At 40.7% G+C, this 25,262-nt stretch carries 6 protein-coding genes; 5 read left to right on the top strand and 1 reads right to left on the bottom strand.

Annotated elements, in window-relative coordinates:
• The first annotated feature begins 42 nt into the window (after nt 1-42).
• The 5 genes from OZX61_RS11680 to OZX61_RS11660 all read left to right on the top strand — a co-directional run bounded on the left by OZX61_RS11680 (nt 43) and on the right by OZX61_RS11660 (nt 24,635).
• Nucleotides 43-7,680 (top strand): ESPR-type extended signal peptide-containing protein, encoded by a 7,638-nt coding sequence (locus OZX61_RS11680; protein WP_277094873.1) that lies wholly within the window; start codon nt 43-45, stop codon nt 7,678-7,680.
• Nucleotides 7,681-7,994: 314 nt separating this feature from the next.
• Entirely contained in the window at nt 7,995-19,886 is an 11,892-nt protein-coding gene (locus OZX61_RS11675; protein ID WP_277094872.1) for an ESPR-type extended signal peptide-containing protein, read from the top strand.
• A gap of 87 nt (nt 19,887-19,973) precedes the next feature.
• Nucleotides 19,974-20,786 carry an OmpA family protein gene (locus OZX61_RS11670; RefSeq protein ID WP_237411614.1) on the top strand — a complete coding sequence of 271 codons (813 nt, stop codon included), beginning with the start codon at nt 19,974-19,976 and terminating at the stop codon, nt 20,784-20,786.
• Nucleotides 20,787-21,300: 514 nt separating this feature from the next.
• Nucleotides 21,301-23,130: a dihydroxy-acid dehydratase gene (gene ilvD, locus OZX61_RS11665; protein ID WP_195771863.1), complete on the top strand. Its 1,830-nt coding sequence runs from the start codon at nt 21,301-21,303 to the stop codon at nt 23,128-23,130.
• Nucleotides 23,131-23,357: 227 nt separating this feature from the next.
• Nucleotides 23,358-24,635, top strand: a complete 1,278-nt coding sequence (locus OZX61_RS11660) for a hypothetical protein (protein WP_277094871.1) — start codon at nt 23,358-23,360, stop codon at nt 24,633-24,635.
• Here the strand turns inward: OZX61_RS11660 and OZX61_RS11655 are convergent.
• Nucleotides 24,632-25,195, bottom strand: a complete 564-nt coding sequence (locus OZX61_RS11655; RefSeq protein WP_196337850.1) for an ankyrin repeat domain-containing protein — start codon at nt 25,193-25,195, stop codon at nt 24,632-24,634. The two genes, OZX61_RS11660 and OZX61_RS11655, sit on opposite strands and share 4 nt — an antisense overlap.
• Nucleotides 25,196-25,262 lie beyond the last annotated feature (67 nt).

The following is a 25,262-nucleotide window of genomic DNA, read 5'->3' as shown; positions in this document are numbered from 1 at the left end:
TAAATATACACCAATAATAGTATGTAACTAAGAGTATTAACTATGAATAAAATTTATAAAATTGTCTGGAATGCAACGTTAGGTACATGGGTTGTTGCTTCTGAACTTGTAAAATCTAAGAAGAAAACCGCTCGAACTATTGTTGGTGCATCAGCATCAATAGCATTAATTACTTTTTCACAGGGTGCTTTTGCGTTGGGGGAGGGAAGTGGAAATGGTGTTAGTGCAACTCCAAAAAGTACAACCAATGCTACATGTCCTACACCAACAGCAACGTATACTGCTGATATTGCATTAGGTTGTGGTGCAACAGCAACAAGCAATAATTCTGCGCAAGGTGGGGACTCTGCAACCAATTCTTTTGGTGCTGTGGCAATTGGTAGCAGTGATAACAGAGGACTTGCTAATGCATCGTATACGATTAACGGAACAACCTATAATACAAAATCAACCACTGCTGCTGGTACTCAGACAGTAGCCATTGGTTCTGGTGTACGTGCTTTAAAAGGTGAGTCGACGGCAATTGGTAATGACTCTGATGCTATCGGTTTTGCCTCTATAGCAATTGGTGGTGATGATATTGGCAGTGTGAGTGATGCAACGAAAACGGGTTATCAATCTGTTACTGGTACTGCATTAGATACCAATAAAGGTCAATATGGTAATGGTGGCTTGACAGGAGGTTACCGTACAACTGCATCGGGCGATGCATCGATGGCTATTGGAATGAATGCTAGATCAGCAGGTGATTTATCTACAGCGTTTGGTACACAAGCAAAAGCAATGGCTAACTCTGCCTTAGCAGTTGGAACAACTGCTAATGCTTCAGGCGCTGGCTCTACGGCTCTTGGTGTAAACTCAAGTGCATCAGCAGATAAAACAGTTGCATTAGGAGCAAATTCACAAGCGACTATAGCAAATGGTATTGCATTAGGTGCTGGCTCAGTTGCATCTACTGCAAGCGGTGTAGCTGGTTATGACCCATCTACAGGCTCAAACTCGTCAAATAGTTCAAGTGCTTGGAAATCTACAACTGCTGCGGCATCTGTTGGTAATGGTTCAACACTTACCCGCCAAATTACAGGTCTTGCAGCAGGTCAACAAGATACTGATGCAGTCAATGTTGCACAACTGAAGCAAACTAAGACATATACTGATACTTTAGCAAATAGCATAGCGAATGTCCTAGGTGGAAATGCTTCTGTAACGAATGGCTCAATTAGTATGAGTAACATCGGTGGCACGGGAAAAAGTACACTTAATGATGCTATAGCGAGCGTACAAACTACAGCGACACAAGCAAAAACCACTGTTACTAAAGGCGATAATATTGAAGTTGCAACGAACCTAAATGCTGATGGTAGTACAAATTATACAATTACTACAGCAAAAGCTTTAAAAGCCAATAGTTTAGCTACGGGTGATACTACAGTAAATAATAACGGTTTAACTATTAGTAATGGACCAAGTATCACAAAAAGTGGAATTAATGCAAATGGAACCTCAGTAACTGGAGTTGCTGCTGGTACCATTTCATCAAGCTCTACAGATGCTGTTAATGGTAGCCAAATTTCAGCAATCTCTAATTCTACACAAGCCTTGCTAGGTGGTAACGCCAAAGTAGGTACGGACGGTACGGTTACGACTACAGATATTGGTGGTACAGGCCAGTCTACAGTCAGTGATGCAGTTGCAAGTGTAAAAGCAGCAGGTGCAGCAGCACAGGCTACAGCAGATAAAGGTTTAAACTTTAAAGCAAATAATGGTACAGCAGATAAAGTTTCCCTTGGTGAAACTGTAACACTTGCTGATGGAACCAATACAACAGCAACTTATGATTCTTCAAGCAATACCTATAAGTACAGTGTTGTCGATGCACCTGTATTCTCAGGTGTGGTTAAAGCCAATGGTTTTGATGCAAATGGTCAAAAAGTTACCAATGTAGGTAACGGTACGATTGGTAGCAATTCCACAGACGCAGTAACAGGCGGTCAAATCTCAACAATTTCTAACTCAACACAAACCTTGCTAGGTGGTAACGCCAAAGTAGGTACGGACGGTACAGTTACGACTACAGATATTGGTGGTACAGGCCAATCTACAGTTAGTGATGCAGTTGCAAGTGTAAAAGCAGCAGGTGCAGCAGCACAAGCTACAGCAGATAAAGGTTTAAACTTTAAAGCAAATAATGGTACAGCAGATAACGTTGCCCTTGGTGAAACCGTAACACTTGCTGATGGAACCAATACAACAGCAACTTATGATGCATCAACCAATACCTATAAATACAGTGTTGTCGATGCGCCTGTATTCTCAGGCGTGGTTAAAGCCAATGGTTTTGATGCGAGTGGTCAAAAAATCACTGATGTAGGTAACGGTACAATTGGCACCAACTCTACAGATGCGGTGAATGGTGGGCAAATTTCAACCATCTCTAACTCTACAAAAACGTTGCTTGGCGGTAATGCCAAAGTGGGTACGGACGGTACGGTTACGACTACAGATATTGGTGGGACAGGTCAATCTACAGTCAGTGATGCAGTTGCAAGTGTGAAAGCAGCAGGTGCAGCAGCACAGGCTACAGCAGATAAAGGTTTAAACTTTAAAGCAAATGATGGAACGACTCATAACGTTGCTTTAGGGGATACGATCACTCTTGCTGATGGAACCAATACAACTGCAACTTTTGATACGACAACCAATACCTATAAGTACAGTGTTGTCGATGCGCCTGTATTCTCAGGTGTGGTTAAAGCCAATGGTTTTGATGCAAGTGGTCAAAAAATCACTGATGTAGGTAACGGTACAATTGGCGCTAATTCCACAGATGCGGTGAATGGTGGTCAGATCTCAACAATTTCTAACTCAACACAAGCTTTGCTAGGTGGCAATGCCAAAGTGGGTACAGATGGCACAGTTACGACTACAGATATTGGTGGAACAGGTAAGTCAAATCTAAGTGATGCAGTTGCAAGTGTGAAAGAAGCAGGTGCAGCAGCACAGGCTACAGCAGATAAAGGTTTAAACTTTAAAGCAAATAATGGTGCTACAGATAATGTTGCCCTTGGTGAAACTGTAACACTTGCTGATGGAACCAATACAACCGCAACTTATGACGCATCAACCAATACCTATAAATATAGTGTTGTCGATGCCCCTGTATTCTCAGGTGTGGTTAAAGCCAATGGTTTTGATGCAAGTGGTCAGAAAGTTACCGATGTAGGTAACGGTACGATTGGTGCCAATTCTACAGATGCAGTAACAGGTGGCCAGATCTCAACAATTTCTAACTCAACACAAGCCTTGCTAGGTGGCAATGCCAAAGTGAATACAGATGGCACAGTTACGACTACAGATATTGGTGGAACAGGTAAATCAAATCTAAGTGATGCAGTTGCAAGTGTGAAAGAAGCAGGTGCAGCAGCACAAGCCACAGCAGATAAAGGTTTAAACTTTAAAGCAAATAATGACTCATCTCATAATGTTGCTTTAGGGGATACAATTACTCTTGCTGATGGAACCAATACAACCGCAACTTTTGATACGGCAACCAATACCTATAAGTACAGTGTTGTCGATGCCCCTGTATTCTCAGGTGTAGTTAAAGCCAATGGTTTTGATGCGAGTGGTCAGAAAGTTACCGATGTAGGTAACGGTACGATTGGTGCCAATTCTACAGACGCAGTAACAGGTGGCCAGATCTCAACAATTTCTAACTCAACACAAGCTTTGCTAGGTGGCAATGCTAAAGTGGGTGCAGATGGCACAGTTACGACTACAGATATTGGTGGGACAGGTAAATCAAATCTAAGTGATGCAGTTGCAAGTGTAAAATCTGCAGGTGCAGCAGCACAAGCCACAGCAGATAAAGGTTTAAACTTTAAAGCGAATGATGGGACATCTCATAATGTTGCTTTAGGGGATACAATTACTCTTGCTGATGGAACCAATACAACTGCAACTTTTGATACGGCAACCAACACCTATAAGTACAGTGTTGTCGATGCCCCTGTATTCTCAGGTGTAGTTAAAGCCAATGGTTTTGATGCGAGTGGTCAGAAAGTTACCGATGTAGGTAACGGTACGATTGGTGCCAATTCTACAGACGCAGTAACAGGTGGCCAGATCTCAACAATTTCTAACTCAACACAAGCTTTGCTAGGTGGCAATGCTAAAGTGGGTACAGATGGCACAGTTACGACTACAGATATTGGCGGGACAGGTAAATCAACACTTAATGATGCGATTGCAGCAGTTTCTTCTGCAGGCGATGCGAAAAATGCAGAAACTGGCAACTCGGTTGCATCTGCATTGGGTGGTGGATCTCAATATGATGCAACGACTGGAAAAGTATCGAGTCCTGTTTATCAAGTAAATGGAAAAGATCAAACAGGCGTAGAAGGTGCAATTAAAGCATTAGATCAAGGATTTACTGTTTCAAGTAATGGGAATAATGCTCAAGCAGTAAAAGCCGGTGATACGATTGACATTGGTATAGCAAAAGATGAGAAGAACCTAACAGTCAATAAAACAGGTAATGATATTACCTATGCACTTAACCGTAACTTAGATGTAGATAGCATTACTGCTGGTAATACAACTTTAGATACCAATGGTGTAAAAGTTACAGATGCAAGCGGGAATACAACACAAGTTGGTGCTTCTGGAACAACTGTGAAAGATACTTCAAATAATGTAGCGACTTATGGTGCGACATCTACAGAATATAAAGATGCAGACAATAAAGTACTTACTACTGTAGGTAAGGATGGTCTAAGCGTTGCAGGTGGCCCAAGTATTACTTCATCGGGTATTGATGCTGCTGGAAAAGAAATTACGAATCTTAAAGCAGGTTCAATCCAGTCTGGTTCAACAGATGCGGTAACGGGTGGACAAGTTGCAGAGATACAAACAAGTCTACAACAACAACTTGGAACACTCGGGACCAATAGTGTTCAATATGCAACCAATAGTGATGGTAGTGTAAACTACAATAGTATTGTCGCTGGCAATGGCAAAGGGACAGCAGTCACTACGGGTACAGATAGTTATGGAAATAATGTTGTCACTGGTGGTGGAACAACAATCTCAAACGTAGCAAATGGTGTGAGTGCATCAGATGCTGTGAATAAAGGACAGCTTGATTCAGCAATTAGCAGTAACATCACAAACGTAAAAGATGGTAATGGCAATGGCGTAAGTGTTACTGGCCAAGTGGTTAACCAAAATTATAGTGCAACAAATCCTAACCAAGATTCACTTTTCTTGACCTATGATAAAGCAGGTCAGACTACTACTGATCAGTTGACGATTGGCGAAACTGTTCAGAAAATGAATAAAGAAGGTGTGAAGTTCGCCCATACCAATAGCACAAGTGGTAAAGACTCTAGCGCAGGTGGTGAAAACTCGACTGCTTTAGGTGTCAATGCAATTGCTGGTTCAAATGCGAACAATTCTGTTGTTATTGGTAATAACTCAAGTGTGACGGGTGCCTCATCGGTAGCAATTGGTGATGGTGCTGTTGCTTCAGGAAACCAATCTATCAGTATTGGTACAGGTAACCAAGTGACTGGAAATAATTCAGGTGCCTTTGGTGACCCATCTATTATTAATGGTGCAAATAGTTACTCTGTGGGTAACAACAATACCATTAGTACAGACAATACTTTCGCTTTAGGTAATGATATTACTCAAACGACAGCAGGTTCGGTTGTTTTAGGGAATAACTCAGCATCTCGTACGGCTTCTGGCGTGAGTGGTTATACACCAACTGCAGCAACAACAGCTGATCAAGCAGCGATTACAGCAACAACATCAACAACAGGTTCCGTTGCTGTTGGTGATGCACAAAATAATATATACCGTCAGGTTACAGGTGTAGCGGCAGGTACAGCAGATAGCGATGCAGTAAACGTTGCTCAATTAAAAGCTGTAGATAACAAAGTATTGGCCTTAAAAACGGAAGGAAATACAATCTCTGACAATGCAGGCCATAGCAATGCATCTACGGCAACCAGCAACACCTTAACAGATGGTACCAATACAACCACGACCACTGCATCTGGAACAACGTATGGTAAAGCTGATCCATCGAACTTAAGTAGTACCCAAGTAAACCAAACTGGTTTGAGCTTTAAAGATGCATCAGGCAATAGCACAGGTCCAAGCGTTACTGCTTCAGGCTTAGATGCAGGAAGCTTAAAAGTTACAAATGTACAAAATGGTACGATTGCAAGTAACTCTAAAGATGCTGTTAATGGTGGTCAGGTTGCAAGTATTTCTCAAAGTGTTGCAAGTGCAATTGGTGGGGTGCAAGTCAATCAAGATGGAACACTTACAAACCCAACTTATAATATTGCTGGTGGAACGCAAACCAGTGTATCAGATGCACTGAATGCCTTAAATCAAGCTGTTGAAAGTGCAAATACAACTGGTAAAGACATTAATGTTTCTAAAGTTACTGTGAGTGACTCAGCAGGAAACAGCAGTGTGACTAATCCAACTGGAACAACAGTTAAAGATAATTCTGGCAACAGTAGTGCAACTACAGCCAATGGTCTTTCTGTACAAGATAGTGCTGGGAATAAAGCGAGCTATGGTGCGACAAGTACGGTTTATCAGGCTGCTGATCATTCAAGTACAACCATTGGTACTAATGGTCTAAGCTTTAAAGACAGTACAGGCAATGCAACTGGGCCAAGTGTTACAGCATCTGGTATTGATGCTGGTGGTAAGACGATTACAAACGTTGCAGCAGGCGTGAACTCTACAGATGCGGTAAATAAAGGACAGCTTGATGCTGCTGTGAATACGGTTAGCAACACAGTGAATACTTTGTCTGATTCGGCAGTGCAATACGACAAGAATGCGGATGGTTCTGTGAACAAAGGTCGAGTTACCCTGGGTGATGGAACGACAGCGACAACACTGACCAATGTTGCAGATGGTCAAGTGGCTGCTGGTTCGAAAGATGCTGTTAATGGTGGTCAGCTTGCGAATGTACAGTCTCAAGTGACAGCAAATACCAACAGTATTAATAGTTTGAATAGTACAGTGAGTGATTTAGCAACAGGTAAGTCGGGTACGATTCAACAAGCTGATAAGAATGGAGACATTAATATTGGTAAAGATTCAGGTGGTACGAAAGTAAATATGGCCAATAACACAGGTGCGAGTCGTACAGTGACAGGCGTATCTGCAGGTGCTGTGAGCTCGACGTCGAGTGATGCGATTAATGGCTCACAGTTATATCAGGCAAATACATCGATTGCGAATGTGTTAGGTGGCAATGCGAAAGTTGCAGCAGATGGGACAATTTCAACAAGCAACATTGGTGGTACAGGACAAAGTACAGTTGATGGTGCGGTGAGCAATCTTAATGGTCGTGTTGGTAATTTAGAAAGTGCATTTAACCAAACACATCAAGAGCTCAGTAAGTTTAGAAATGAAACCAATGCAGGTATTGCGGGAGCAATGGCTGTTGGAAACTTACCACAACCTAGCGAGGCTGGTATGAGTATGGTGAGTGCAGGTCTGGGTGGCTACCGTGGTGAAGGTGCTGTATCTGTAGGTGTAAGTGCGATTACAGATAGTAATAAGTACATTTGGAAATTTGGTGCATCAGCGGACACACGTAGTAATGTGAGTGGTGCAGTTTCCGTAGGTTACCAGTGGAAATAATAAGACCTTAATTTTCTTCTCTAATCTCAAGTCATACGTGGCTTGAGATTTTTTTAAATACAATTAAATATTATATTTAATATGAATTAATATGTGATAAGTATAAAAATTACTAACCGTAAAAATAAATTATAAACCAAAATATATTATTAAAATCAATATTATATATAGATATATACTACACCTTTCAGCATGTTTTATCGAATTTTCAAATATAAATTAACTTAATTTTTATAATATACAAACTAGTTATCATAAATTAGACATGATAATCTAGAGAAAACAAACAAAATTATCGTTTAGGTATAATTATCATGAATAAAATCTATAAAATTGTTTGGAATGCGTCTCTAGGCACTTGGATTGCAGTTTCTGAGCTAGCGAAATCAAAAACTAAAACAAAGACGATTGGTTCGGCAACTTTAATTGCTGCCATGGTCGTTTTCTCCCCAAATGCATTTGCTGCATATTCTGCCCAAGGTTCAGGAGATAATGCCGCGTCCGCCACAGGTAACTACGCAACAGCGATTGGTAACAGTGCAACAGCAAGTGCACAAAGTACATCTGCCTATGGTTCAGGAGCTAAAGCAACTGGATATGGTTCGACTGCGCTTGGTAATGATGCAAAAGCAAGCGGTGCTAACTCTTTTGCTGCGGGTGGTGGTAATAACTCAGGTACAGGTGCAACAGCAAGTGGTAATGCTGCAATTGCGATTGGTTATTTAGCCAATGCTGGAAGTGATACATCTATTGCAATTGGTAAGTCTGCTAATACCACGGGTACAAGTCGCTCTGTTGCAATTGGGGACAATGCGTCTACTGCCAGTAGTGGTAATGGCCAATCTGTGGCTGTAGGTAGTGTAGCTGTAGCAAGTGGAGACCAATCTGTTGCTATGGGTAATAATGTCAATGCTACAGGTAACTCAAGTATTGCTATTGGTGGCGACGATATTGATAAAGTTAGATCTGCTTATAATTCATCTTATAAAACAATTACAGGTGTAGACTTACCAACTGGATATCCTGAAACTACAGCATCTGGTGGTGGGGCAGTCGTTGTTGGTGTTGGTGCAAAAGCGACTGGAAATTTTTCTAGTGCGTTTGGTATGTCTTCCAATGCTATAGGGGATGCTTCTGTTGCATTAGGTACAACGGCAAATGCTGGAGGTCAAGGCGCACTGGCTATTGGTGCCGTTTCAAGTGCTTCAAATACAGGTTCTGTTGCAATTGGTATTAATGCAAAATCTTCAGGTGTGAATTCTACCGCCATTGGTTCTGGTAGTTCATCTTCTACTGGATCTCAGGCGACTGGAGATAATGCTACAGCAATTGGTGGAGGAAGTACTGCTGCTGCCAATGGTACAGCTTTAGGTAAAGGTTCAAATGCTTCAGACAGTGCTACAGCAATTGGTTTAGGGGCGAGCGCAACACAATCAGGTGGTGTGGCTATAGGTTCAAACTCTGTGGCTTCTACAGCCTCTGGAGTTGCTGGTTATGATCCAATTACTGGTCAAGGAAGTACGAACACAACCAATGTTTGGAAATCTACAAATGCAGCTGTTGCTGTAGGTAGCGGCTCGACAGTAAGTCGTCAAATTACTGGCGTTGCTGCAGGTACGAATGATGTTGATGCAGTAAACGTCGCACAGTTAAAAGCGACAAAAAATTATACAGACAATGTTGCTAAGAGTACGGCTACTGCTTTAGGTGGTTCTTCTGCTTTAGACAGTACAACAGGACAGGTGACAACACCAACTTATACAATTACTAAGACAGATGGAACCACAACAAAAGTCAGTGGTGTAGAAAATGCACTGACTACTTTAAATACGGAAGTGGTTAAGCCAATTACTTTTACAAGTAATAATGGTTCAGTGACTAAAAAATTGGGTGAAACCTTAACGATTAAAGGGACAGGTACCAATAGTAACGATCAGTACAATACAGCCAACATAAAAACTATGACTGATAGTAGTGGTAATTTACTTGTTGGTATTGATCAGAACTCGAATTTCCAAACCGTTACTGCAACGGATACGAGTGGCAACAACAGCGTATTGTCTGGAACAGGTACGGCTGTAAAATCTAGCGATGGCAAAACGACAGCAAATTACGGTCTGAATCAGGCGAAATTGACCGACTCTAGTGGCAATACCAACACGAGTACAGCAACCAATAACATCGTTGCTTCAAGTGATGGGAAAACTAAAACTACGACGACTGCAGGTAACACGGCTTACACCGATGGTACCAATAATGTTAGCGTAGGCAATAGTGGCTTGTCTGCGAGCAATGGCTCGAATAGTAGTACTGTTACTGCAACCAATGGTTTAAATGTTACTGATGGCACCAATACAAGCAAAGTAACAGCCACTGGACTTACCGTAAATAATGGTCCAAGTGTTACTACCACAGGTATTGATGCTGCAAAAATGAAAGTAACCAATGTTGCAGATGGTGATGTAAATTCAACATCAAAAGATGCAATTAATGGTAGTCAGCTATATGCCACGCAACAAAGTGGTCTTAACTTTAAAGACAATAACGGCACAGTCACACATAAAAACTTGGGTGAAACCTTAACCATCAAGGGGACAGGAACCAAGGCCGATGATCAATACAATACAGCCAATATTAAAACCACTACGGATAGCAGTGGTAACGTTGTGGTGGGTATTGATCAGAACTCGAATTTCCAAACCGTTACTGCAACGGATACGAGTGGCAACAACAGTGTATTGTCGGGTACAGGCACAGCTGTAAAATCTAGCGATGGCAAAACGACAGCAAATTATGATTTAACTGAATCTAAGTTGACGGACTCTAGTGGCAATACCAACACGAGTACAGCAACCAATAACATCATTGCTTCAAGTGATGGGAAAACTAAAACCACGACGACTGCAGGTAACACGGCTTACACCGATGGTACCAATAACGTTAGCATAGGCAATAGTGGCTTATCTGTGAATGATGGCACCAATACAAGCAAAGTAACAGCCACTGGACTTACTGTAAATAATGGTCCAAGTGTTACTACCACAGGCATTAATGCTGCAAGTATGAAAGTAACCAATGTTGCAGATGGTGATGTAAATTCAGCATCAAAAGATGCAATTAATGGTAGTCAGCTATATGCCACGCAACAAAGTGGTCTTAACTTTAAAGACAATAATGGCACAGTCACACATAAAAACTTGGGTGAAACCTTAACCATCAAGGGGACAGGAACCAAGGCCGATGATCAATACAATACAGCCAATATTAAAACCACTACGGATAGCAGTGGTAACGTTGTGGTGGGTATTGATCAGAACTCGAATTTCCAAACCGTTACTGCAACGGATACGAGTGGCAACAACAGTGTATTGTCTGGAACAGGTACGGCTGTAAAATCTAGCGATGGCAAAACGACAGCAAATTATGATTTAACTGAATCTAAGTTGACGGACTCTAGTGGCAATACCAACACGACGACAGCAACCAATAACATCGTTGCTTCAAGTGATGGGAAAACTAAAACTACGACGACTGCAGGTAACACGGCTTACACCGATGGTACCAATAACGTTAGCGTCGGTAATAGTGGCTTATCTGCGAGCAATGGTTCAAATAGCAGTACTGTTACTGCAACCAACGGTTTAAATGTTACTGATGGCACCAATACAAGTAAAGTAACAGCTACTGGGCTTACTGTAAATAATGGTCCAAGTGTTACTACCACAGGTATTGATGCTGCAAAAATGAAAGTAACCAATGTTGCAGATGGTGATGTAAATTCAACATCAAAAGATGCGATTAATGGTAGTCAGCTATATGCCACGCAACAAAGTGGTCTTAACTTTAAAGACAATAACGGCACAGTCACGCACAAAAACTTGGGTGAAACCTTAACCATCAAGGGGACAGGAACCAAGGCCGATGATCAATACAATACAGCCAATATTAAAACCACTACGGATAGCAGTGGTAACGTTGTGGTGGGTATTGATCAGAACTCGAATTTCCAGACCGTTACTGCAACGGATACGAGTGGCAACAACAGCGTATTGTCTGGAACAGGCACAGCTGTAAAATCTAGCGATGGCAAAACGACAGCAAATTATGATTTAACTGAATCTAAGTTGACGGACTCTAGTGGCAATACCAACACGAGTACAGCAACCAATAACATCATTGCCTCAAGTGATGGAAATACAAAAACCACAACGACTGCAGGTAACACGGCTTACACCGATGGTACCAATAACGTTAGCGTCGGTAATAGTGGCTTGTCTGCGAGCAATGGCTCGAATAGCAGTACTGTTACTGCAACCAACGGTTTAAATGTTACTGATGGCACCAATACAAGCAAAGTAACAGCCACTGGACTTACTGTAAATAATGGTCCAAGTGTTACTACCACAGGTATTAATGCTGCAAGCATGAAAGTCACGAATGTGGCAGATGGAACAATTAGTTCTGACTCAAAAGATGCGATTAATGGTAGTCAGCTATATGCTACACAACAAAGTGGCCTTAACTTCTCTGATAACAATGGTACAGTTACACATAGAAATTTAGGTGAAACGCAGACTATTAAAGGGACAGGTACTAAAGCTGATGCGCAGTACAATACCAAAAATATTAAAACAACCACAGATAGTAACGGTGACATCGTTGTTGGTATTGACCAAAACTCAAATTTCCAGACTGTAACAGCAACGGATACAGATGGAAACAGTGCGGTAGTATCTGGAACAGGGACATCAATTATTTCTAATGATGGCAATAGATCTGCTTCTTATACTTTAAATGGTTCTGTACTAAAAGATGGTAATGGGAATACAAGTAGCAGTGATGCAACTGGTTTAAAACTTACTTCTAAAAATGGTACAAGTTTATCAAGTGCTAACTATACAACAAGCAGTGCTTCTTTAACTGATGCATCAAACAACAATACGACTGTTAATGCAACAGGTTCTAATATTCAAGATGCAAGTGGAAATACCAATGTTGCGAACGCGAGCAGTAACACATTAACATCTAGTGATGGGGTAACAAGTGCAACAAGCACTGCAAAACAAACTACCTATACAGATGGTGTAAATGATGTTGTTGTAGGAACCAGTGGCTTATCTACTGCCAATGGAAAAGCAAAAAGTACATTAACTGCGACTGATGGGTTATCTGCAACAGATGGTACAAATACAAGTAAAGTAACAGCAACGGGTCTTAAAATAAATAATGGTCCAAGTGTTACTACTACTGGTATTAATGCTGCAGATATGAAAATTACAAATGTTGCAGCAGGTACTGCAGATACAGATGCAGTAAATGTCTCTCAATTAAAATCTACTCAAACTGAGCTAACCAATAAAGGTCTAAACTTTGCAGGTGACAGCGGTACAGATGTTGCACGTAAGTTGGGCGATACATTAAGTATCAAAGGTGGTGCAGATAGTACGAAACTGACAGATAACAACATTGGTGTGGTTGCAAACGGCACAGATGGTCTTGAGGTTAAACTGGCTAAAGATGTGAATTTGGGTAGTGACGGTAGCGTTACTGCAGGTAATACATCTTTAAATAATAGTGGATTAACGACTACAGATTCTTCAGGTAATACGGCCACTCTGACGGGTTCAGGGACAAGTATTCAAGGAAAAGATGGTTCATCTGCAAACTACGGTTTAGCAGGAACAACTTTAAAAGATACTTCTGGCAACACCAACAGTACAACCCCGACGGGCTCTACGGTTACAGACAAAACAGGCAATAGTAGTGAAACTACAGCTGCAGGTACAACGGTGACAGCCAAAGATGCTAACGGAAATACCACTGGACAAACAACCTATGGTTCAGATGGCTTTAGTATCAAAGATGGTCCAAGTGCAAGTAAGAGTGGTATTAATGCTGCGAATACAGTGGTTACAAATGTTGCAGCAGGTACTGCAGATACAGATGCAGTAAATGTCTCTCAATTAAAATCTACTCAAACTGAGCTAACCAACAAAGGTCTAAACTTTGCAGGTGACAGCGGTACAGATGTTGCACGTAAGTTGGGCGATACATTAAGTATCAAAGGTGGTGCAGATAGTACGAAACTGACAGATAACAACATTGGTGTGGTTGCAAACGGCACAGATGGTCTTGAGGTTAAACTGGCTAAAGATGTGAATTTGGGTAGTGACGGTAGCGTTACTGCAGGTAATACATCTTTAAATAATAGTGGATTAACGACTACAGATTCTTCAGGTAATACGGCCACTCTGACGGGTTCAGGGACAAGTATTCAAGGAAAAGATGGTTCATCTGCAAACTATGGTTTAGCAGGAACAACTTTAAAAGATACTTCTGGCAACACCAACAGTACAACCCCGACGGGCTCTACGGTTACAGACAAAACAGGCAATAGTAGTGAAACTACAGCTGCAGGTACAACTGTGACAGCCAAAGATGCTAACGGAAATACCACTGGACAAACAACCTATGGTTCAGATGGCTTTAGTATTAAAGATGGTCCAAGTGTCAGTAAAGATGGAGTCAACGCTGCTAATACGGTTATTAGTAATGTAAAAGATGGTACCAATGCAACGGATGCGGCAAATAAAGGCCAAGTTGATGCAATGGGTGCAAGTCTGACCAACAAAGGTCTAAACTTTGCAGGTGATAGCGGTACAGATGTTGCACGTAAGTTGGGCGATACATTAAGTATCAAAGGTGGTGCAGATAGTACCAAACTGACAGATAACAACATTGGTGTGGTTGCAAACGGCACAGATGGTCTTGAGGTTAAACTGGCTAAAGATGTGAATTTGGGTAGTGACGGTAGCGTTACTGCAGGTAATACATCTTTAAATAATAGTGGATTAACGACTACAGATTCTTCAGGTAATACGGCCACTCTGACGGGTTCAGGGACAAGTATTCAAGGAAAAGATGGTTCATCTGCAAACTACGGTTTAGCAGGAACAACTTTAAAAGATACTTCTGGCAACACCAACAGTACAACCCCGACGGGCTCTACGGTTACAGACAAAACAGGCAATAGTAGTGAAACTACAGCTGCAGGTACAACTGTGACAGCCAAAGATGCCAACGGAAATACCACTGGACAAACAACCTATGGTTCAGATGGCTTTAGTATTAAAGATGGTCCAAGTGTCAGTAAAGATGGAGTCAACGCTGCTAATACGGTTATTAGTAATGTAAAAGATGGTACCAATGCAACGGATGCGGCAAATAAAGGCCAAGTTGATGCAATGGGTGCAAGTCTGACCAACAAAGGTCTAAACTTTGCAGGTGATAGCGGTACAGATGTTGCACGTAAGTTGGGCGATACATTAAGTATCAAAGGTGGTGCAGATAGTACGAAACTGACAGACAATAACATCGGTGTGGTTGCAAACGGCACAGATGGTCTTGAGGTTAAGCTGGCTAAAGATGTGAATTTGGGTAGTGACGGTAGCGTTACTGCAGGTAATACATCTTTAAATAATAGTGGACTAACTATAAATAATGGTCCAAGTATTACATCATCTGGTATTAATGCTGCAGGTACTAAAGTAACCAATGTTGCAGATGGTACAGATACATCTGACGCTGTAAACAAAGGCCAGCTAAATACTTTAGAATCTGAAGTTAATAATAAGTTTAATGATCTTTCAACCAAAGGCAGTTCAACGCAGGACGGTTCTGGAAATAGTTCTACAACTACTGCATCTGGTACAACTGTTACAGACAAAGATGGTAATACAAATTCATCTACATCTACTGGGAATACTGTTTCAGGTAAAGATGGTAACAGTACGACGACTACGGCCGATGGTACAACGAGTAAAGACAAAGACGGTAATAGCAATACATCGACAGCAACAAGCAATACGCTTGCAGACAAAGATGGTAATAGCAACACGTCAACAGCAACAAGCAATACACTTGCTGGTAAAGATGGTAACAGTACGACGACTACGGCCGATGGTACAACAAGCAAAGACAAAGACGGCAATAGCAATACATCGACAGCAACGAGCAATACGCTTGCAGACAAAGATGGTAATAGCAATACGTCAACAGCAACAAGCAATACACTTGCTGGTAAAGATGGCAACAGTACGACTACAACGGCTGATGGTACGACAATTAAAGACAAAGATGGCAATAGCAATACATCGACGTCTACCAGTAATACGATCACAGATGGTAAGAATACGACCACTACAACAGCATCTGGTACAACCTATGGCAGTGCAGACCCATCTGATAAAACAAGCACGAATATTGGTCAAAATGGCCTAAGCTTTACAGATGCGTCTGGCAATAAGACAGGGCCAAGTGTGACAGCATCAGGTATTGATGCAGGTAATGAAAAAATTACCAATGTTGCAGACGGTACAGTGAGCCCGACATCTAAAGATGCAGTGAACGGTAGCCAACTTTATACAGCAACCACAGATTTAACGAATAAAGGTCTAAATTTTGCTGATACGAATGGCACAGTTACGCATAAAAACTTAGGTGAAACGTTAACGATTAAAGGTACAGGTACAAAAGCTGATGATCAGTACAATACTGATAATCTAAAAACAACCACAGATAGTAATGGCAATATTGTGGTTGGATTGGATAAAAATGCAACTTTTGATAGTTTAAATGCTGGTGGAACCACAGTTAACTCAACTGGCTTAACTATAAACAATGGTCCAAGCATTACGACATCTGGTATTAATGCTGCAGGTACCAAAGTGACTAATGTTGCAGATGGTACAGATACATCTGATGCTGTAAATAAAGGTCAGCTTAATACCTTACAATCAGAAATGAACAGTAAGTTTGACGATCTTTCAACTAAAGGTAGTTCAACACAGGATAGTTCTGGAAATAGTTCGAGCACAACAGCATCTGGAACGACCGTTACAGATAAAGATGGTAATACAAATTCATCTACATCTACTGGGAATACTGTTTCAGGTAAAGATGGTAACAGTACGACGACTACGGCTGATGGTACGACGACTAAAGACAAAGACGGCAATAGTAATACGTCAACAGCAACAAGCAATACACTTGCTGACAAAGATGGTAACAGTACAACCACTACAGCTGATGGTACGACAACCAAAGACAAAGATGGTAATAGCAACACGTCAACAGCAACAAGCAATACACTTGCTGGTAAAGATGGCAACAGTACGACGACTACGGCTGATGGTACGACGATTAAAGACAAAGATGGCAATAGCAATACATCGACGTCTACCAGTAATACGATCACAGATGGTAAGAATACGACCACCACAACAGCATCTGGTACAACCTATGGCAGTGCAGACCCATCTGATAAAACAAGCACGAATATTGGTCAAAATGGCCTAAGTTTTACAGACGCGTCTGGCAATAAGACAGGGCCAAGTGTGACAGCATCAGGTATTGATGCAGGTAATGAAAAAATTACCAATGTTGCAGATGGTACAGTGAGTCCGACATCTAAAGATGCAGTGAACGGTAGCCAACTCTATACAGCAACAACAGATTTAACGAATAAAGGTTTAAATTTTGCTGATACGAATGGCACAGTTACGCATAAAAACTTAGGTGAAACGTTAACGATTAAAGGTACAGGTACAAAAGCTGATGATCAGTACAATACCGATAATCTAAAAACAATGACCGATAGCAATGGAAATATTTTAGTTGGTTTAGACAGAAATGCGAGTTTCGATAGTCTTGCTTTAGGCGGAACGACATTAAACTCTAGTGGCTTAACTATAAACAATGGTCCAAGCATTACGACATCTGGTATTAATGCCGCAGGTACTAAAGTGACCAATGTTGCCAACGGTACAGATGCCCAAGATGCGGTAAATAAAGGCCAGCTTGATGCTTTAGCAACCAACATTAGTAACAATGTGACGAATGTAACGGATGGTAATGGCAATAAAGTTAATGTAAGCAGTGAAGTCGTAAATAGCTCTCCAAATAACAGCAATACAGAGTCTATGTTCCTGACATATAACACTCAGGGACAAGAAACGACAGATCGTTTAACCATTGGTCAAACTGTTCAGAAAATGAATACCGAAGGTGTGAAATATGCACATACCAATGGTAGTACTGACATTGTAGATGGTAAGACAAATGACTCGAGTGCAGGCGGTACAAACTCGACAGCAATTGGTGTAAATGCAGTGATTAACTCAGGTGCAGATAATACAATTGCTTTAGGTAAGAGTACATCTGCTGCTGGAACAGCGACTAACTCCGTTGTTATTGGTAATAACTCAAGTGTGACGGGTGCTTCATCTGTTGCAATTGGTGATGGTGCTGTTGCTTCTGGTACTCAATCTATTAGCGTGGGTACTGGTAACAATGTGACTGGAAATCATTCTGGTGCATTTGGTGACCCGAGCACAATTACTGGCAATGAAAGCTATGTATTAGGTAACAACAATACTGTAAGTACAGACAATACGTTTGTGGTTGGTAATAACGTTCAAGCAACAACTGCAGGGTCAGTCGTTTTAGGCAACAACTCTGCTGCTCGTACAGGCGCTGGTGTAAATGGTTATGTTCCAACAGGTGCAACAAGTGCGAATCAGTCTGCAATCAATGCAACTACATCAACAACAGGTGCAATAGCAGTTGGCGATTCACAAAATAATGTTTATCGTCAAATTACAGGTGTTGCTGCAGGAACAGCAGACAGTGATGCGGTGAATGTTGCACAGCTAAAAGCAGTTGATGACAAAATACTTGCCTTAAAAACTGAAGGAAACACAGTAAGTGATTCTTCCGGTAATACGAATATTAGTAATGCAACAGGCAATACGGTTTCTGGTAATACAAGTAATGGGGGTACAACAACTTCAAATACCTCTGCTGCTGGTACAACAGTGACTGCAAAAGATGCCAATGGCAATGTTGTCAATAATGCGAACTATAGTGCGACACAGGCGAGTTTGTCTGATGCCAATGGCAACAATACGACCACTACGGCGAATGGTGTATCGGTTACTGGTAAAGACAGTAACGGCAATACAACAAACGCAAACTATGGTGCAAACAATGCCAAATATACAAACGCAGATGGTTCAAGCACGACAGTAGGTGGCAATGGTGTTAGCTTTGCAGACAAAAATGGCAATGCAACTGGTCCAAGTATTACAGCTTCAGGATTAGATGCTGGTAACCAGAAAGTTACAAATGTTGCAGATGGTGCTGTTACTTCTACTTCTAAAGATGCTGTCAATGGTAGCCAACTGTATTCAGTACAAAGCCAGTTAGATTCTCTAAAAACATCTGGAAATACTGTGACAGACAGTACAGGTAATACGAACCAATCTACGGCTACAGGTAATACAGTTAAGGATGCTTCTGGCAATACGAATCAGACAACGGCAACATCGAATACGCTTAGTGGTAAAGATGCGTCCGGCAATGCGGTTAGTTCTACAACAACGGCATCAGGAACAAACGTTGCAACAAAAGATAGCTCAGGCAATGTGATTAATAATGCAAATTATACATCTACACAAGCGAGTTTATCTGATGCGAAAGGAAACTCTGCAACCACTACAGCAACAGGAACGACATATACAGGTGCAGATAAAACAAGCTCAACGATTAACAACAATGGTTTAAGCTTTAAAGATGCATCTGGCACAGCAACAGGTCCAAGTGTAACAGCTTCAGGAATTGATGCAGGAAATCAAAAAGTCACAAATGTTTCAAATGGTAGCATTGGTTCGACATCTAAAGATGCTGTGAATGGTTCACAAGTGTACGCTGCAAATGCTTCTATCGCAGCGGCACTAGGTGGTAGTGCAGCAGTCAATGCAGATGGAACGCTTTCTAGCCCGACCTATAAAGTGGCGAACAGTAGCTACAGTAATGTTGGTGATGCATTAACGGCTGTGGATAACCGTGTTGGAAATGTGGAAAACAATTTGAACCAAGCATTTGCCTATACGAACAACCGTATTAATAAACTTGAAGACAAACTATCTTCAGGTATCGCAGCAACCGCTGCTTTAGAGCAAGCACCATATGTTGCAGGTAAATGGACATATGCGGCAGGAGCTTCTTATTACAATAACCAAGGTGCAATCGGTGCGACATTACGTCGTACAGCAGACAATGGTCGTTGGTCAATGAGTGGTGGTGTCGCAGGTGGTAATAATGGCTCGCCATTATTCCGTGTAGGTATCTCAGGTGTGATTGACTAAGTTATAGACTAGATAAACTGGGATCGTTTGTAGCGTATGACAAGCGATCTCATACCATCTGTTCACAATTTCAAGAGTATAAAACAAATGAAAAAAATAATATCTACATTGTTCATGAGCACAGCACTTACACTTACGATGTTGTCTATGTCAGCTAAAGCTGAGGAGGTCAGTGCAACAAGTGATTCCGATATTCAGTTTCCAGATGTGAAAGATAGCTACTTAAAACAAGTTCCACGTTACGAATACGGCACAATTGCAAATTTATCTACAGGGTTAACAAAGGACCAATACCGTCACTTATTGGGCAACCCTCAGTTCAGTGAGGGCTTACTTTTTGTTCGTACATGGAATTATGTGTTAGATATTCGCGTACCTAACACACAACAATATAAGCGTTGCCAATTACGTATAGATTTTGACAAGGATTATATTGGCGAGCACTTATATTGGAAGGGTGAAGAATGTCAGGGGCTTATGGATTGGGGTGTAAATAATCATCCTGTAATCGTACCTGCACCTATTCCTGTTAAACAAGAAGTGATTCCACATACAGCATATGTATTATTTGCGTTTGATCGTTCAGATAAGAAAGCAATTGTTTCAACAGATAGTCCTATCGAAACTATTGTTCGTGAAATTAAAAAATCTGACACTCAGAAGGTGACAGTGACGGGTTACACCGATACCAAAGGTTCGTATAGCTACAATCAGAAACTTTCTCAAGCACGTGCTAAAACAGTCGAGCAAGCTCTCATTCAGTCTGGTATTTCTGCAGACATCATTCATGTGGTTGCTGCAAATAAGACAAGTCAGTTTGAGCAGTGTAAGGGAGAGCAGCGTACGGTGGCTAAGAGATCATGTGAGTCTCCAAACAGACGCGTTGTTGTGGAGTGGTAATTGATATATTTTAAAAAGCCATCGAATCAGGTGGCTTTTTTATATCCTATAAAAAATATTTATCAATAATAAAAAAATATTCATTAAAGTTTAATCCCTTATTGGGTAAATGAATGATGTTTGGCCTTTTAGAAAGTAAAACTGTTCTATAGAATGAAAAAGAATATGATGATCTAAATTAGGAAATAAATAAGAGATCCTTATTATTAATAATGTAGATGATGAATATATTGAGATTTTGGAAATACGCCTTTGAGTCTAAACGACTATTGTTGGCTTCTTATGCAAGCTCACCCAACCTAATATATAGGTATTGCTGCTTCCAATAAGCGTGATTTTCCATATCTATGATGTTGCATGCTTACCTCATTGTTACGATGGCATGTTTATATAAATCAACATCTAACTTACTGTCACTCTTTGTATGAGAAAGCGAACTGGCTCATTTCATACAGCAATTGTACGTTTAGCCAGAGATCGTAACTCATCTCAAGCATAAAAATTGGAAACACTAATGCCTGATTATCGTTCTAAAACATCAACACATGGAAGAAACATGGCAGGAGCACGTGGTTTATGGCGTGCAACTGGTATGAAAGATGAAGATTTTGGTAAGCCCATTATTGCTGTTGTTAACTCGTTTACGCAATTTGTTCCAGGTCATGTACATTTAAAAGACCTTGGGCAATTGGTTGCAGAGCAAATACAAGCAGCTGGTGGTGTTGCAAAAGAATTTAATACCATTGCAGTCGATGATGGTATTGCAATGGGTCATGATGGGATGCTGTATTCTTTACCTTCTCGTGATTTAATTGCTGACTCTGTAGAGTATATGGTAAGCGCGCACTGCGCAGATGCCATGGTTTGTATTTCAAACTGCGATAAAATTACGCCAGGAATGCTTATGGCATCTATGCGTCTAAATATTCCTGTTATTTTTGTATCAGGTGGCCCAATGGAGGCCGGCAAAGTAAAATTTAGAGGCAATGAAAAGGCAATTGATCTTGTAGATGCAATGGTTGTTGCAGCAGATGATAGCTATACCGATGAAGAAGTAAAAGATTTTGAACGTTCTGCATGCCCGACATGCGGTTCATGTTCAGGCATGTTTACAGCAAATTCAATGAACTGTTTAACAGAAGCACTTGGTTTGTCTTTGCCAGGTAATGGTTCAATCGTAGCTACACATGCCAACCGTAAAAAACTTTTCTTAAAAGCGGGTGAGCAAATTGTAAAAATTGCGAAGCGCTACTACGAAGAAAATGACGAATCTGTATTACCTCGTTCAATTGCAACCAAAGCAGCATTTAAAAATGCAATGACGTTAGATGTTGCGATGGGTGGCTCAACCAATACGGTATTACACTTATTGGCGGCTGCACATGAAGCCGAAGTTGATTTCACTATGGCTGATATCGATCAACTGTCTCGTCATGTTCCTGTACTTTGTAAAGTTGCACCTGCAAAACAAGATGTTCACATGGAAGATGTGCACCGTGCAGGTGGAATTATGGCAATTTTAGGTGAGTTAGAGCGTGCACAATTACTTGACACATCTGTAAGTACAGTACACGAGAAAACATTGGCAGATGCAATTAATAAGTGGGATATCATTTCTCATGAAGATCCTGAAATCTATGAGTTTTATCGCTCTTCTCCAGGTGGTGTACCTACGCAAGTTGCATTCTCACAAAACCGCTACTATCCAACTTTAGATGGTAACCGTGAAACTGGCGTTATTCGTAGTGCAGAACATGCTTTTTCTCAAGATGGTGGTTTAGCTGTATTGTTTGGAAATATTGCTCTTGATGGCTGTATTGTAAAAACAGCAGGCGTAGATGACTCTATTTTGAAATTTACTGGTCAAGCACGTGTATTTGAAAGCCAAGATGCTGCGGTGGAAGCGATTTTAGGGCATGACATCAAGGCAGGTGATGTGGTTGTCATTCGCTATGAAGGCCCTCGTGGTGGTCCGGGCATGCAAGAAATGCTTTACCCTACAAGCTATTTAAAATCAAAAGGATTGGGCAAGGATTGTGCCTTAATTACGGATGGTCGTTTCTCGGGTGGTTCTTCTGGTCTATCTATTGGGCATATTTCACCTGAAGCAGCAGAGGGTGGGGCAATTGGTCTCATCGAAGATGGTGATATTATTGAAATTGATATTCCAAACCGTAGCATGAATGTGAAAGTGGATGATGAAACACTCGCACAACGCCGTGCAATTCAAGAAGAAAAGGGTTGGAAACCAAAAGAAGAGAGAAAGCGTAAAGTCTCTAAAGCACTGAAGATTTATGCACAACACACGACAAGTGCAGCAAAAGGTGCAGTAAGAACGCTGTAAATAATTACTCTTTAAAAACCGCTATAATTCATTTATAGCGGTTTTTTATATAAAAATTAAAACACCCTTAAATTTTCTTTTACAATAGAATATCTCACGCAGAAACTTTAATTTTTGCTAAACTTTAAATTCATCGAACAACAATAAACTTTGAGTGTGACAATCTCATTTGATTCACTTGTTGCCCTCACTGTTGAATGAAGAAATTATATTTAGAGGCGCATTACATGTCTTTTTTACGTCGGTGGTTGGATCCAATTCATTCGAAATGGTTCTATAAGAAACCAACACGTCAGGATGTATTACCTATAGATCAGGGTTTAACAATCCACTTGCGTCTAGATGATGTATATAGTTATCTTATCGTACAGCAGTTGGCAAAACTGAACGAAATTTTAGTGGATGAATTAAAGCCTCTAAAAATTGTAATTTCTAAGCATGTGGCTGTTCCACCGAATAATATGACTGCCGAAGAATGGCAAAATTATACGCTTAATGATGCTAAAAATTTAGCAAAACAGCATGGTTTTGGTTACGATGATCAACCAGAACTGCCTTCTCAAAGTGCTTTAGAACAAGCAGAAATTATTTTAAAAAATACACCTTTAAGGGATGAGAAGTTTTTATATTTACTAGAAGATGTATTTCATATGCTGTGGCAACAACAATATGGCAAATTACGTATTTTGTATGTAATGGCCAGCACTCAGCATAAAGCACAACAGTTTCCAGAACGTACATTTAATCAGGACGCAATTCTAGCGAGCTATTTTGAGTTTGGTGGAAAAAAATATAATGCATTTGATGATTTGCTGCGTTTAACGCGCCGTTTAAAGCAACAAAAGTTATTGACGGATAATCCTATTTTCTTAATTAATCATATTGAATGGCGTGAGCATTTAATTAATGATGCTGAAGAGCTTGCAGATATTCAAGCAATGCAACCTGAGCTAGATTTATACATTGCTTTAGAAGATCCAATTAGCTGGTTATTGTTGTCTTATATTAAAGAAGAGTTAGCAGAGTATTATAATATTCAGCTCCGAATTTATCCATTAAGCTATCATGGACGTGATCAATTCGATTGGCCACTCGCTGTAAGATTATCTAAACGTACCAAAGTGGCATTTACACCGTTTTGTCGACCTACAGAGCACGCTACATCGGAGATGGCTAAACTGTTTTATAGTGTAGATGATGATGCAAAAGTTGATACCATGTACCATATTTTAGAAGCTGCTTGGGTACATGGTAAAGACTTGTCTTACAAGCCACATGTAGAGGCTGTTCGCAAAGAACTGTCCATAGATCGTCATACTGAACAAGATGTACAAGCACGTTTAAAGCAAAATGATATTGAGTGTTTGGCAAAGCATCAACCAAACTTTCCTGTGCTTGTACTGAGAGTACAGGGGCGTGTATATACATTTAATAGTTTATATCGGGTATGGATGATTGAAAGTATTTTGAGTCAAGTCTTAGAAAAGTATTATCAATCTAGTTAATTAAAGTTGCCCTGACTTAAATTATCAACACTATTACCACGTTTGTCTTTAAGTTCAGTATTTGCACCTTGTTTAACAAGTGCATCAAGAATTTCTTTACGTTGAAATAGAGCAGCATACATACTTGCTGTCTGACCAGAACCATTGGTTTGATCGGGTGAGCAACCAGCTTTCATAAGGGTTCTTGCAATACGCAATTCACCTTTGAAAATAGCACCCATAAGTGCGGTATTACCTGTCTTATCCTGTACACATGCGTTTGCACCTGCTTTTAGCAACTGATTAACTGCCTCAGGGTGACCATGATAGGCTGCTAAAATAAGGGCAGTGTATCCCTTTTCATCCTGAATATTTAGGTTATACCCAGCTTGAATAAACTCTTGCAACATCTCAGTATTGCCTTGGCGTGCAGCATCAAAATAATACTGATTGAGCTTAGATTTTATTTCTTCAGGTGATGACGTAGATGTTTGGGTCTGAACAGAGGCCGACGTATCTGCAAGGCTGAGCGGTGAATAAGCAAATAGAGCTGCTGTTAAAAATACATATAAAAACTTCATTACAATCCCTCTTTGATGAGACATCATGTATGCATGTCACATACATGATGTTGATTCTCACATTTGT

This window comes from Acinetobacter sp. ESL0695, assembly GCF_029392135.1.
Classification (GTDB): Bacteria; Pseudomonadota; Gammaproteobacteria; order Pseudomonadales; family Moraxellaceae; genus Acinetobacter; species Acinetobacter pollinis.
This window is presented reverse-complemented; position numbering and strand designations above follow the sequence as displayed.